We start from the raw sequence: 13,441 nt of genomic DNA on the forward strand, positions 1-13,441 counted from the left end.
ATTATATAAAACCAGTTTGTTGTGTAGCGACAAAGCAGAAATTGTGATTTTTTTGAAAAAAAAGAAAGGCTGTCCAGAAGGGCAGCCTTTCTTTTTTAGATATAATTACCATTCACGCACTATCTGAACGTGCCCTGAATAGGGTTTGTTTTAATGAACATCTACCGGTATTTCTACATTCTTTTTAAATTTCTGCAGATATAGCAGCGGGATCGAACATAATAACACTAGTCCTGCAACCCAGTAAGCGTCACTATAAGTTAGCAGCAGACTTTGTTTGGTTACCACACCTTCGACAGCTTTGGTCGCCATAATTTTGGCATCAAACATACTGTATCCTTTCGCCATGAAATTAGAGATATAAGCCTGGAAACGTTCTGTAAATGCAGGATTACTCTCATTGATATTCACTAAAAGGTTGTTTCGGTGAAAACCCTGACGGGTATGGATTAAAGTAGTCAGTGCAGCGATACCAAATGATCCACCCAGCTGACGCATCATATTATTTAAACCCGAACCCTGTCCGATTTCAGCTCCTTTTAAATCCTGAATAGCCAGAGTTGTCAAAGGAACAAAAAGCAGTGCCATTCCAACGCCACGGATAACCAGCGGCAGAAAGAAGTCGTTCGTACCCGAAGATAAGGTCGACTTGCTTAGCATGTCGCAGAACACAAAGAACAGGAACATACCTATGGTAGCCATAAACTGTGCAGGGATTCCCTTTTTAAGGAATATCCCGATAAAAGGCATCATCGCTATTGTACAAAGTCCGCCGGGGAAAAGTAATTCACCGGTTTGCAATGGCGAGAACCCTAACAGGTTCTGGCAGAATACCGGAAATACAAATACGGAGCCATATAAACCGAAACCAAGGATAAATGAAGTGAACATCCCGATGGAAAAACTTCGGTGACGCATGATCTTGAAGTTTACAATCGGGTGATCCGTAGTGAGTTCACGCCATATGAAGAGCAATAAGCCAAATACTGACGCTACTGTCAGCGCAATAATATAGGGTGTGGCAAACCAGTCTTCACTTTCGCCTTTTTCAAGTACAGTTTGCAAACTACCGACTGCAACTGCAAGTAAACCAATGCCCCACCAATCTACAGGCTGCCCCTGACCATCTTTAGGGGTCGCTCGAATAAATGTATAGGTACAGTAGGCGGCGAGAATTCCGACGGGAATATTCACATAGAAAATCCAGGGCCAGGAGCTGATATCCAAAATATATCCACCAATTGTTGGCCCTACAGTAGGGCCGACAACAGCACCCAATCCAAAGAGCGCTGTAGCGATTCCGACATCTTCCCTTGGCCAGGTTTCCAGAAGGATAGCTTGTGCGGTAGAAATTAATCCACCTCCGGCAAGGCCCTGCAGCACTCTGAACAAGATCAGCTCTTCCAGTGAAGTTGCATTACCACAGAGGAATGAGACTATGGTAAATACTATAATTGATGTTAGAAAGTAATTTTTACGTCCAAATCTGCTCCCCAGCCAACCTGACATCGGCAGAACGATAACGTTAGCTACGGCATAACCTGTCGATAACCAGGCTACGTCCTCTAAGGTTGCTCCCAGGTTACCCTGAATTTGTGGTAAGGCTACGTTTACAATTGTCGTATCAATCAGCTCCAGTAATGAAGCGGTGATTACCGTAAACGTAATTATCCATTTTTTTAAACCTTGCTCGGCCATTTGATTTAGTCTTTTGTGGAAACGGAAACTTTAACGCTCATGCCCGGACGTAATTTGTCAAGCATTTCTTTAGTTGCCTTAATTTTGATTTTTACCGGGACACGCTGTACTACTTTTACGAAGTTACCAGTTGCATTATCTGGAGGAAGTAATGAGCCCTTAGCACCTGTAACGGGGGAGAAGTTATAAACTTCACCGTCTATTTTCTGGTCAGGATACCCATCTACTACAATGTCCACTTTAAGGCCTGTACGAATCTCTTCTAACTGCGTTTCTTTGAAATTTGCAGTTACATATAGACTGTTCTCATTGATAATAGAGAATAAAGATTGACCTGCCTGAACAAGCTGACCTTTCTGAATGCTTTTTTTAGAGACAAATCCTGTCGCTGGTGCTTTGATTTCGGTATATGAAAGCTGTAATTTCGCGAAATCTACCTCTGCCTGACGCTGTGTAACGCCATTACTGCTCACTTGTAATTGTGATTTGGTTGTCCCAACCTGTTTTAATGCAGCAGTATACTGATCTTGTGATGCATTAAAATTGGCCTGTGCAACGTCGCGTGTTGCTTTTGCCTGATCAAACTGTTGCTGGGTGATTGAACCGTCTTTTACCAGATTGGCGTAACGTTCATAATCTTTTTGCGCCTGCCATAATTTTACTTTAGCAGATTCAATATTCGCTTTGGCTGTACTTGTATTGGCCGAAGTTGCAACAATTTGAGATTCTGAAACACCTACGTTGGCATTTGCGCCCTGTTGTCCGGCCATAGCCTGTTCCAGTTTCACTTTGTAATCCCTGTCATCAAGGGTAACCAGTACCTGTCCCTCTTCTACACGGGTATATTCTTCGAATTTAATCTCATTCACATAACCTCCCACGCGTGCAACTACCGGACTGATGTCTCCATCGATCTGTGCATCGTCGGTATCTACGTGTTTACTGTAATACATGTACTCTTTTATGCCGAATATGGCGCCAATAACTATCAGCACAGCTAATATTATAGGAACAATTTTGCTTTTCTTTTTTGCCTCAATTGTTGGTTCCGTTGTCGATTCTGTTGTCATTACTCTAGATGATTATGATATTATTGAGAAATTTTTCCTGTTGATTTTAATAAAGTGTAGTAAGCTAATCCGGCATCTGCTTTAGCGATTTCCAGATTTATTTTAGCTTGGTAAAGCAATGTCTCTGCATCAATTCTGTCGATGGCAGAAGCGACATTATTTTTGTATTTGGATTCCAGCAAGCGGTCATTTTCTACGGCCTGGGCAATGGAGGTTTCCAGTATGCTGATTTTGTTGAGCGCAAGTTGGTAGCCCTGATAATTTCTATTTACTTCAGTTTTTACCTGATCAGACTCTATCTCTTTTTGGATCTGGATGTTTTTCTGCTGGATTCTGGATTCACTTACCTTGTTTTTATTCGTCCAGAGGCTTCCGATATTCCAGGATAATGTAGCACCCAAAGTAACGGGCATGATATACTGATTAACCGGAGGGATAAATTTACCGCTTGGATTAATATAGTATAGATTTGCGCCCACACCAACGGTAGGTAGTGTATTCGCCTTAACAGACTTAAGGTCTGATTCGGCAGCACGGTTACGCAGATCCAATTGTTGAAGTTCCTGTCTGCTGGACAATGCGCGATCCATATATGAGCTCAGGGAGGCAAGTTGCTGGCTGGTCAATTCCGGATTGCTGATTTCCAGTTCTGTATCTTCTGGTAAACCCAGAAGAATATCCAGGTTATAATTAACCACCTTGCGGTTGCTTTCAATTTCCAGGTCGGTCAGGGTAATATTTGATTGTTGTAACTGGAACCTCAGTACATCGTTTTTGGTGACAATACCCTGCTCAAAGAAACGCTGAGCCTGTTTTAGCTGACTCGCAATAGAGGCCAGGTTCTGCGCAACAACTTTTTTGCTTTGCATCAGCTTGTATAAAGAGAAATAAGTATCAATTACTGCATAACTCACTTCTTCCTTATTTCTATCGGCATCCAGCCCAGCAACCTCTGCCAGCAGACGTGTGCTTTCTCTCGCGTATTTTAATTTACCACCACCATAAACTAACTCTTGCACTGCTGCTGTTCCGATAAATGCATCGGCACGGTTGGGCAGTGTAAAAGGAGTCGCACCTCCAATCGATAATTTGTGTGTTGGAATTTCAGCATGATTGTACAGGAAACTTGCATCTGCTGTTGGCAGCGCATTGTCTTTAACGACCTCTAGTCTTGCTCTTGCTTCTTCTATTTTGTTTTGCGAGAGTTTAAGATTCTTGCTGTTTTCAATCCCCAGCTGAACAGCCTCTGGGAGTGTGATCTTTTTAAGATTTTGGGCATAAAGTATACCCGGCATTAAGAGCGCGAGGCAACTCAGTTTTAGCGTTCTGTTTATCATTGTTGGGGTGTTAAATACATGATTATTAATTCCTGCAGATGTTTGATTACTCTCTGGCTGATCAATTCTCTTTCTTCTGGTTTACTGATATCCAGAACACTGCATGGAATAAGTTTGGATGGAGTCAGGGCAACATGACTGATTGTCCCCATAATGGTGGAAATGACCATCCGGGTATCTGTTTGCCGGAATTCTCCGGCATTTATACCCTCCTCTATAATCTCTTCGATTACCCGGAGGTTAGTTTTAATTGCTTCTTTAATTTTAGTAGATAGTTCAGGCCTTTGCTCCAGGGTGAGCTCTCTGTGCATGATCTTATGAAAAGCAATGCCAGAAAGAATCCTTCTGGTGTAACCTTCGATGATCCATAGCATTTTTTCTTTAGCAGTGACCGGCTCTGTTGCAATACGGATTAGTTCCGCATTGAAGCCTTTGATACGTTCACTCATAATTTCTAGAAACACACCTTCCTTCGAACCAAAATAGTAACTGATCATGGAGAGATTTGCGTCCGCTTCTTTACCAATGAGCCTGATTGAAGTCCCTTCATATCCCAGTTCCGAAAACAACCTTTCCGCCGCAGCTAAAATGCTGCTTCTTTTGTCTTGTTTTTCCATCGTTAATTTGATGGGGTCAAAACTAATCAATCGTTTGATTGGTTGAAAAGAATATTGTGTATTATGTAACGTATTTTACAGTAATCTGACAGTCAGCGATCAATAACCTGTTCCGGGGGCTAATAGGGAGCCCGGATGATTAAGCTGACGCTTTTAAATTTAAAATAATTCAATACCTTTGAGCTATAAGTATATATTATCATGAACAACGACAACAAAAATAATTTTGACTGGGTTTATTACGTTTTAGGCCTGTTTTTTGGAATATTAACAGCTGCAATAATCTCTGGTAGCTTCGGATGGTCTATTTTAGGAGGTATCATCGGGTTTATACTCTCAGCGATATTCTTAAATACGCTGGTAAAAGACCGTAAGTACTAATTTACAGATTTATAAAAGGTTTTTTTGTATTTTGTGATACAAATTAAAGAAGAAATCCCATGAAGAAACTCCGTTTAATTGTAGCGCTGGCTGCAATCGGCTTTGCCGCAAATGCCCAGGAAGTAAAATTCCCACCGTTGGATGGCAGCCCGGCTGACCTTGCTTATTTTCCAGTAAATGCTGCGAAAGTTAAAGCTGGTGATAATAGCACACCACAGATCAGGGTTATCTATTCAAGACCATCGGTTAAAGGCAGAAAAATATTTGGAGAGACTGTGCCTTTTGGTAAAGTTTGGAGAGCCGGAGCTAATGAATCAACTGAGATCAGATTTTATCAGCCCGTAACCATCGGAGGTAAAGCGGTTCCTGCAGGTTCTTATAGTTTATTTGTACTTCCTGAACAAGATAAATGGGTGTTTATTTTAAATAAACAAACGGATCGCTGGGGAGAATATACTTATGATCAGGCAAAAGATGTGGTTAGAGTAACTGTTCCGGTAGAACAACTTGCAACCCCTGTGGAAGCTCTGACTATTGCTTTTTCACCAGATGCTAAAGGCGCTAAATTGCACCTGGCCTGGGATAAGCTTACTGCAACATTGCCGGTAACTATTCGTTAATTTTAAAAAACATCGAAATATAGAAGGCCCTGCGCAATATAAGCGCAGGGCCTTTATTATGATGTATGTATATTATTTTTGCGTTTCCTACGCATAAATCTGTCCAAATAGACCAGACCTAATAAAAGGTCGGCAAAAAGGAATGCCCGTAGTAAACCAGGACTTTGTATTTTGTTCAGGAATGAGAAATCCGGAGCTGTAAAAGCCAGATGGATTCCACTAATCTGCGTCTCTGTTTTAGTCAATGTAATCGCATAGATCAGGACAGCTACAATCATCAGGACAAAGAAGCCCCCAATGATCATAATTATTCTGTGGTCTACCCGTGTCTTCAGAGAAATCGGGGCCGGCTCAAGTTTCACTTTTTCCATCACATTCCTGGTAAAGGACATGGAGGGTTCTTCCAGTTCCATTTGTTTCAGCTCCAGATTAAGCGACTGAATTTCTACGAAAGCAGTTTTCCAGTCTTCTTGTGTCCGAACCAGGTTTTGAATCGCATGTTCTTCTGCGGCGGTGCAGTTGCCGTCCAGATAATTCCAGATTTGCTCTTCTATTGTGTTCATATCATCTCATTTACTTCGTCTTTCAATATACCCTGTAGTTTTTCTTTGAGCCTGATCCTGGCCCTATGCAGCTTAACCTTTATTGTATTCGCGGTCATATTCATGGTCTGTCCGATCTCGTCGAGACTTTGTTCCCCCTGATAAAAAAGTGTGACTATCATATTATCATCAGGTGACAGCAGACTAATCGCCTTGTTCAGATAATGATAACCGGATTGCTTTTCCATTGATCCGTTAGCAGTGTAGGACGAAATATGATTTTCCAGTTGTATAAAACCACCATCCTCATCAATAGACTGGGTATCCAGTTTTTTCTTGCGCAGATAGGTCATGGCGGTTGTATAGGTAATGGAATACAACCACGTGGAAAATTTGGAGTCCTGTTTAAAGGTCCCCAGTGCGCGGTATGCTTTTACAAAACAGTCTTGTGCTACTTCTTCCGCTTCTTCCCTGTTTTTTGTAAAGCGCATAGCCAGCGTAAATACATACCGCTGATGTCTGCCTACCAATTCTGTATAACGGCCTGTCTGACCGTTAAGTATGGCTGCAATTATCACGGAATCTGTTTCTGGCTGTAGCATCTGTAAACTAAGACGCAGGCATTAGCAGGTAGGTTACAGGCATATCGAAATTATTAATGTGCGGTTAAGAGACAGAAGTTTGCCGTCTCTTCAAAAAGAAAGATCCCAGTATTACACGGTACTAATCAAGATAATACAGTTATCTATATTAAAAAAAACCTTTCTTCTAAAAAAGAAGATTCTTTAGAAGAAGGTGTAACCTGTTTGATTTTGATGTGGTCATAGTTCACAAATACAGCAATACACAATTTAAACATAAAAGATATGGAATATCTAGTCCCAATTACCCTGTTTATTACAGGCTTCGCAATGATTTTTGGAATACGCTATTTAGTTAATAAAGAAAAAATGGCCATGATCGAACGCGGCATTAACCCAAAAGAAGGGCAATCAGCGCCAAAACCGTTCATCAGTCTTAAATTTGGGCTACTATTGGTTGGCCTCGGGTTGGGTATCCTAATTGCCTTGTTTACCACTATTATAACCAAAATAACTGAAGAACAGTCTGTTGCTGTTTATTTTGGTTGCATTGGCATCTTTGGCGGTGTTGGCCTGATCATTTCCTACTGGATCGAAAAACAGTGGCTTGAAAAGCGAGGTGAATTTTAAGTACCTTAATTCAGAGCCAGTTATTAAGATTAGCCTTGTTTGGTTAAGATAGCGACAGTAAGCCTGCTGATGCAGGTCATTTTGCCGCGGTCATCGAAGATACGAATGTCCCAGACATGTGTTTTAGCACCCCGGTGAATAACTGAACAGATGCCGGTGACGCTGCCACTTTTCACAGAACGGAGGTGGTTGGCATTTATTTCAAGTCCTACTGCCTGGTACTTATCGGGATCTATACACATATAAGACGCTATGCTTCCCAATGTTTCGGCCAGAACAACAGACGCACCTCCATGCAGGATCCCTGCGGGTTGGTGGGTTCGTTCGTCAACGGGCATAGTTGCTGTCAGCGTGTCCGGCGTCAATGCTGTAAACCGGATATCCAGTAGTCCACCCAGATGATTTTTAGGCCTGTCATTCAGCTCTTCAACTGTGAAATCTTTAAACCAGATCATAAGTATCTTTCTTTTAGAATTTGAGAATGGTGTGCAACATGTCCGGCTAAGACATGCAGAATAGCCCTTACTGAAATCTGCCTGCCGGATGCAGACCCGATGCGGTCCAGTTCCTGTTCATTAAGAGACCGGAAAAGATAAAGGTTCGCTTTTCTTAACAGGGCAAACTCTTCACCCAGACTTTGCAAAGTCCTTTCCTTGAATCTTGCATTTTTTACATAATCATCTTCTTCGAAACCAGGAAGTGCAGCTTTTTCTGCCCTTGCAAAAGCCGTAAGTCTGTAAACCAGAATTCTTTCCGTATCAATAACGTGTCCCGCCATCTCTTTAACGGTCCATTTGCCTGGAGCATAAGCATAGTCTGCAAGTTCCTGCATGCTTTCCAGTTGTTCGGGCCAGGTTTCTGCTTGTTGTACTAAAAGCTCAATTAGGTCTCCCTGTACATGTTTAATATAGTTTAGTGCCCATTCCGGGCATTCTTCAGGTTGAGGTCGGTTCATAGGTTATGCTACTTTTAAGGATAATACGAAATGTTGTACCTTTTCCAAGTTCTGATTCTTTTACATATATCTGTCCACTGTGGTAATTCTCAACAATACGTCTGGTGAGGGAAAGACCTAGTCCCCAGCCTCTTTTCCGGGTCGTGTAACCAGGTTGGAAGACAGTATCAAATTTAGATCTCGGAATTCCTTTTCCACTATCAGTGACATCAATAAATACTTCTTCTTTGGCCAGGTGTTCAATGATATTGATTGTTATTGAGCCTTCATTTTCAATTGCATTTGCTGCATTCTTCAGTAAGTTTTCTATTACCCAGTCAAATAACGGTACATTGAGTAATGCGCGTACCTGATCGTCCCCGGTAATCTTAAAGATCACTTTGTCTGAGGTCCGCAGCTGGAAATACTGAATGAAATTGCTAATTACAGTATAGACCACATGATCTTCAAGTACAGGCTTGGAGCCAATCTTTGAAAAACGGTCTGTTATGACTTCCAGTCTTTTGATGTCATTCTCCATTTCGGCAATCAGCGGATCATCTTCAGCATCGAAACGGGATTTCATCAGTTCCACCCAGGCCATCAGTGATGAGATCGGCGTGCCGAGCTGATGTGCAGTTTCCTTCGCCATTCCTACCCAAACCTGATCTTGCTCCGACCGTCTGGCCGAACTGAACGCGACATAGGCTGTCAGCAGAAATAAGGCAATTACGCCAAGCTGTATAAACGGGAAGTAGCGAAGTTGTGTGAGAATGAAAGAATCCTTATGGTAAATGTGCCAGATCGTACCATCCAGACCGATGATGGGTGTCCCAGGATGCTGTTCCTTCATTTTATGAAGTTCGCGCTCGAAATAGGCAGGGTCATAGGTCTTTTTATCCTGCTTCTCGACGTCATAATTCGTTTTTGTAGAATCCAGTCCCTGATAAGAGTTAATTACCCCGTAACCGTCGGTCATGATAACAGGAAGTTTGGTGTTTTTCATGATGGTCTCAATGACATCATTGAAGCGCTCATCATCGTACATGACCAGTGATTGTTCGGTTACCTTAACGTAAAGCTGAAAAGAGACTTTTTCCTCTCTTTCCATTTTCTTGACGAAGAAATCCGTGTAAATCACAGAAGCCGTCCCGATGACAATGGCGAAGAAAAGCAGAAAGAACTTCCAGCGCCGTTTTTTTTCGTATGGATTCATAAATATAGAGGCAAAATACTAATTCGCATTCAAAAAGACACCAATAGAACGGTTAGCGTTTAAAAAATATATCTTTGTAATCATTGTTATGGAAAAGAAAGTAAGAGTAAGATTTGCTCCCAGTCCGACAGGGGGCCTTCATTTAGGAGGTGTACGCACCGCTTTATTTAATTATCTGTTTGCTAAGCAACACCAGGGAACTTTTATTTTAAGAGTAGAAGATACAGACCAGACCCGGTTTGTAGCGGGAGCAGAAGAGTATATACAATCCTGCCTGAACTGGTGTGGAATTCACCCGGATGAGAGCCCTGAAAAGGAAGGCGCATTCGGACCTTACCGTCAGAGTGAGCGTAAATCTACTTACAGACCTTATGCCGAACAACTAGTCGCAGACGGCTTTGCATATTATGCATTTGATACCCCGGAAGAGCTCGACGCCAAACGTAAGGAAGTGCCAAATTTCCTTTATGGACGAGCAACCAGAATGGGAATGCGTAACTCACTGACATTGCCTGAGGCAGAAGTGGAAAGATTACTGGCAGCACAGACTGCGCATGTAATCCGAATTAAAATGCCGGAAGATGAAACCGTAACTTTTAATGACATGATTCGCGGGCTGGTGTCCTTTGATACGAACCTGGTAGATGATAAAGTATTGCTAAAGGCAGATGGGATGCCAACTTATCACCTGGCTGTAGTTGCAGATGATAGGGCTATGCAGATTTCACATATTTTCAGGGGAGAAGAATGGCTCCCGTCTGCACCGATCCATATCCTTTTATGGAGATATTTGGGTTGGGAAGACGAAATGCCGCAATGGGCGCATTTACCACTTATCCTTAAACCAGATGGGAACGGTAAGCTGAGCAAGCGCGATGGAGACCGTCTTGGTTTTCCTGTCTATGCACAAAATTGGCAGGATCCAAAAACGGGAGATATTACCCAGGGATTCCGCGAACTGGGTTTCTTACCAGGGGCTTTTGTGAACTTGCTGGCCATGCTTGGCTGGAATGATGGAACGGATCAGGAGATTTTTAACCTGGATGAACTGATTGCTAAATTCTCTGTGGAACGGATTAGCAAAGCGGGAGCTAAGTTTGATTTCGAAAAAGCAAAATGGTATAATCAGGAATGGATTAAACATACAGAGGCTGCTGACTTGCTGTTGCTGGTAAAAGAACAACTGGCTATAAAAGGAATTGTCGCTGAAAATGATACACAACTGGAAACAGTAATCACCCTGATTAAGGATCGTTGTACCTTATTGACAGATTTCAGTATACAGGCAGGGTATTTCTTCGTTAAACCGGAGAAGTATGATCTTGCTGCGGTACAGCCTAAATGGACGGCAGAAAAAGCCGGTTTTTTCAGGAGCTGGATCAGTCAGATGTCAGCACAACCAGTTGCTACAGAACTGGAAACACAGTTTAAAGATCTTGCGGCAGCCAGTGGACTAAAACCAGGAGAGCTGATGCTGCCTTTGCGGATTATGCTGGTTGGTGGTAAATTCGGACCCGGTGTCTTTGATATTGCGGTATTACTAGGAACGACCGAGACTAGTGCACGCATTGAGGCTGCATTGGAACAACTGGGATAATAAACAGAAAAGATTAATCACGATTTTCAGGATATTAACCAGAAAATCGTGATTGGTATAGATATTGAGGCTTTTTTTGTTTACAGCAAACACGCTAAAATATTATATTAATTTCTATGAAATGGTTCGGTAAAGGAAGTGATAATGTTGAAGATGCCAGAGGACTTTCCGGAGGCGGGAAGGCAATCGGAGGAGGTCTGGGCCTCATTGTCATTGTAATCGGATTGTTCTTCGGAACAGATCTCAGCGAATTGGTTTCTCAATTACCTGTCGCTAATACCGAACAGGCAGAAGTTAAAAAAGGATCTGCAGCGGCGCCAGGGCTGGAATTTGTTTCCGGTGTCCTGGAGTCAACTGAACAAGTCTGGACCGCACAATTTCAAGAAATGGGTAAAACCTATGAATTGCCGGTTCTTCGGGTTTTCGAAGGATCTGAACAAAGTGCATGTGGTTTTGCAGATGCCGCAGTAGGCCCGTTCTATTGCCCGGCAGATCATAAAGTATATATAGACCTTGGATTTTATAATGACTTGAAAGAGCGTTTCGGCGCTGCAGGTGACTTTGCGCAGGCATATGTAATTGCCCATGAAGTAGGGCATCACGTTCAAAACCTGCTGGGTATCTCTGATCAGCTGCAACGTGCCAGGGGCAGGCTTTCCGAAAAAGAATACAATAAACTTTCTGTTAAACTTGAGCTTCAGGCAGACTTCTTTGCCGGATTATGGGCAAATCATGCGCAGAATCTCAAAGATTTCAGGTTAGAAGAAGGTGATATTGAAGAAGCCCTGACCGCAGCGAATGCGATAGGAGATGACCAGCTTCAAAAACAATCCAGAGGTGAGGTGGTTCCCGATGCATTTACGCATGGTACGTCTGCCCAGCGGATGTACTGGTTTAAGAAAGGGTTTGACACTGGCGATATAAATCAGGGCGATACATTCAATGATGCCAGTTTGCGCTGACGGCAGGCGCTGATACGTGCAAATTTAATTTGCAGACGTTTCCTCTAAATCTTTTATAAATTAGCAAAATCTATTGCTGGAAAAACCAGTTTAATTAAATTAATTATTACTCTTTATTTTTAATAATGATCCTGATAGTAGACGATACACCAGAGAATTTAATCTCTTTAAAAAAAGTTCTGGAAAGACATCATTTTGAAGTAGATACGGCATCTTCCGGTGAAGAAGCCTTGAAAAAAGTTCTCAAAAAAGCCTACGTACTGATCATTCTCGATGTCCAGATGCCTGGTATGGATGGTTTTGAGGTAGCAGAGGCTATTTCGGGGTTTAGTAAAGCTAAAGAAACAGCAATCATCTTCCTGAGTGCGGCAAATACAGAACTGAACTTCATTACTAAAGGGTATTCTTCCGGAGGTCTCGATTACATTACTAAGCCGGTCGATATCAATATTTTACTGCTTAAGGTTAAGACTTTTTATCAAATCTACGAACAAAGCAGAAAATTGATAGAGGTTCAGAAAAACCTGCTTGAGGAAATCGAGTTCAGAAAACAGGCCGAAAGAAAAAAAGACGAATTCATTAGTATTGCCAGTCATGAGCTGAAGACTCCTTTGACCAGTGTCAAGGGCTATGTCCAGCTACTGGAAAGAAGTATAGACAAAGGCGATATTCCTACCGTAAAGAAACACCTCAAGAAAGCCCAGCTGCAATTGGACAAGCTAAATGAGCTTATTGCAGACCTATTGGATATCTCCAAAATAGAAAGCGGCAAATTGAAATTTAATAAGAAATATTTCAATCTTAATGATCTGCTGGACAGTATTATTGAAGTCATGCATCAATCTAGTCCGGACTTTAAAATCATTAAAAATGGTCATCTCGACCGGGAGATCTTTGCTGATGAGATGCGGATAGAGCAGGTTATAGTCAATTTCCTGACTAACGCGATTAAGTATGCACCCGGTACTAGCGAGGTTCATCTGAATGTCGAAGCTCAGGAAGATACCTTACGTATTGCAGTGAGGGATTTTGGTATAGGTATAGATGCAGATCAGCAGCGTAGTGTTTTCGAAAAGTTCTACCGTGTAGAAGAAACAGCCATTCACTTCCAGGGACTGGGTATAGGTTTATATATTTCCGCAGAGATTATCCGCAGGCATGGCGGGCAGGTCGGCGTAGTGAGTGAGCTAGGTCAAGGATCAGAGTTTTATTTTAATATTCCGTTTATTTCACCCGTTGAAGCAGATTAGATAAGG

The 13,441-nt window shown here is 42.2% G+C and carries 15 protein-coding genes; 6 read left to right on the forward strand and 9 right to left on the reverse strand.

The genetic code is table 11. From position 1 onward, the window contains the following. Positions 1 to 150: 150 nt before the first annotated feature. The 4 genes from BLR53_RS14630 to BLR53_RS14645 are packed head-to-tail and all read right to left on the reverse strand — an operon-like array spanning position 151 to position 4,722. Complete coding sequence (locus BLR53_RS14630) at positions 151 to 1,698, reverse strand: DHA2 family efflux MFS transporter permease subunit (protein WP_037441241.1); 1,548 nt, start codon at positions 1,696 to 1,698, stop codon at positions 151 to 153. 5 nt (positions 1,699 to 1,703) lie between these two features. Further along, positions 1,704 to 2,768 carry an HlyD family secretion protein gene (locus BLR53_RS14635; RefSeq protein WP_037441244.1) on the reverse strand — a complete coding sequence of 355 codons (1,065 nt, stop codon included), beginning with the start codon at positions 2,766 to 2,768 and terminating at the stop codon, positions 1,704 to 1,706. A gap of 20 nt (positions 2,769 to 2,788) precedes the next feature. Beyond that, a complete protein-coding gene (locus BLR53_RS14640) occupies positions 2,789 to 4,105 on the reverse strand; it encodes a TolC family protein (RefSeq protein ID WP_037441246.1) in 1,317 nt (438 codons plus the stop codon). Continuing rightward, positions 4,102 to 4,722: a TetR/AcrR family transcriptional regulator gene (locus tag BLR53_RS14645; RefSeq protein WP_037441249.1), complete on the reverse strand. Its 621-nt coding sequence runs from the start codon at positions 4,720 to 4,722 to the stop codon at positions 4,102 to 4,104. Before BLR53_RS14645 ends, BLR53_RS14640 begins: the two co-directional genes overlap by 4 nt. 201 nt (positions 4,723 to 4,923) lie before the next feature. On the opposite strand from BLR53_RS14645, the gene BLR53_RS14650 reads away from it, so the two are divergent. Then, positions 4,924 to 5,103, forward strand: a complete 180-nt coding sequence (locus tag BLR53_RS14650; RefSeq protein WP_234797509.1) for a hypothetical protein — start codon at positions 4,924 to 4,926, stop codon at positions 5,101 to 5,103. A 59-nt stretch (positions 5,104 to 5,162) separates the two neighbouring features. Continuing rightward, the gene (locus BLR53_RS14655; protein ID WP_074590780.1) at positions 5,163 to 5,723 is read left to right on the forward strand and encodes a DUF2911 domain-containing protein; all 561 of its coding nucleotides are present in this window, start codon (positions 5,163 to 5,165) and stop codon (positions 5,721 to 5,723) included. A 56-nt stretch (positions 5,724 to 5,779) separates the two neighbouring features. On the opposite strand, the gene BLR53_RS14660 is transcribed toward BLR53_RS14655, so the two are convergent. Then, positions 5,780 to 6,286, reverse strand: a complete 507-nt coding sequence (locus BLR53_RS14660) for a hypothetical protein (RefSeq protein WP_074590782.1) — start codon at positions 6,284 to 6,286, stop codon at positions 5,780 to 5,782. Continuing rightward, positions 6,283 to 6,867: an RNA polymerase sigma factor gene (locus BLR53_RS14665; RefSeq protein WP_051759909.1), complete on the reverse strand. Its 585-nt coding sequence runs from the start codon at positions 6,865 to 6,867 to the stop codon at positions 6,283 to 6,285. Before BLR53_RS14665 ends, BLR53_RS14660 begins: the two co-directional genes overlap by 4 nt. Positions 6,868 to 7,131: 264 nt before the next feature. Here BLR53_RS14665 and BLR53_RS14670 point away from each other — a divergent pair, with 264 nt between their 5' ends. Continuing rightward, on the forward strand, positions 7,132 to 7,476 hold the full coding sequence (locus tag BLR53_RS14670) for a DUF6249 domain-containing protein (protein WP_244889530.1): 345 nt from the start codon (positions 7,132 to 7,134) through the stop codon (positions 7,474 to 7,476). Between the two features lie 29 nt (positions 7,477 to 7,505). Here BLR53_RS14670 and BLR53_RS14675 read toward each other — a convergent pair whose 3' ends face one another. Genes BLR53_RS14675 through BLR53_RS14685 form a run of 3 tightly spaced genes read right to left on the reverse strand, consistent with a single transcriptional unit; the run spans position 7,506 to position 9,626 of the window. Further along, positions 7,506 to 7,931: a hotdog fold thioesterase gene (locus BLR53_RS14675; protein WP_037441260.1), complete on the reverse strand. Its 426-nt coding sequence runs from the start codon at positions 7,929 to 7,931 to the stop codon at positions 7,506 to 7,508. Beyond that, entirely contained in the window at positions 7,928 to 8,431 is a 504-nt protein-coding gene (locus BLR53_RS14680) for a DinB family protein (RefSeq protein ID WP_074590784.1), read from the reverse strand. Before BLR53_RS14680 ends, BLR53_RS14675 begins: the two co-directional genes overlap by 4 nt. Further along, positions 8,412 to 9,626, reverse strand: coding sequence for a sensor histidine kinase (locus tag BLR53_RS14685; RefSeq protein ID WP_037441264.1), 1,215 nt, complete (start codon positions 9,624 to 9,626; stop codon positions 8,412 to 8,414). Before BLR53_RS14685 ends, BLR53_RS14680 begins: the two co-directional genes overlap by 20 nt. Before the next feature lie 88 nt (positions 9,627 to 9,714). Between BLR53_RS14685 and gltX the strand changes: the two genes are divergently transcribed. From gltX to BLR53_RS14700, 3 genes are all read left to right on the forward strand, one after another. Further along, on the forward strand, positions 9,715 to 11,223 hold the full coding sequence (gltX, locus tag BLR53_RS14690; RefSeq protein ID WP_074590786.1) for a glutamate--tRNA ligase: 1,509 nt from the start codon (positions 9,715 to 9,717) through the stop codon (positions 11,221 to 11,223). A gap of 116 nt (positions 11,224 to 11,339) precedes the next feature. Further along, entirely contained in the window at positions 11,340 to 12,185 is an 846-nt protein-coding gene (ypfJ, locus tag BLR53_RS14695; RefSeq protein WP_037441269.1) for a KPN_02809 family neutral zinc metallopeptidase, read from the forward strand. A 125-nt stretch (positions 12,186 to 12,310) separates the two neighbouring features. Further along, positions 12,311 to 13,435, forward strand: coding sequence for a hybrid sensor histidine kinase/response regulator (locus BLR53_RS14700; protein ID WP_074590789.1), 1,125 nt, complete (start codon positions 12,311 to 12,313; stop codon positions 13,433 to 13,435). Positions 13,436 to 13,441 lie beyond the last annotated feature (6 nt).

The organism is Pedobacter antarcticus, from assembly GCF_900103515.1.
Lineage (GTDB): Bacteria > Bacteroidota > Bacteroidia > Sphingobacteriales > Sphingobacteriaceae > Pedobacter > Pedobacter antarcticus.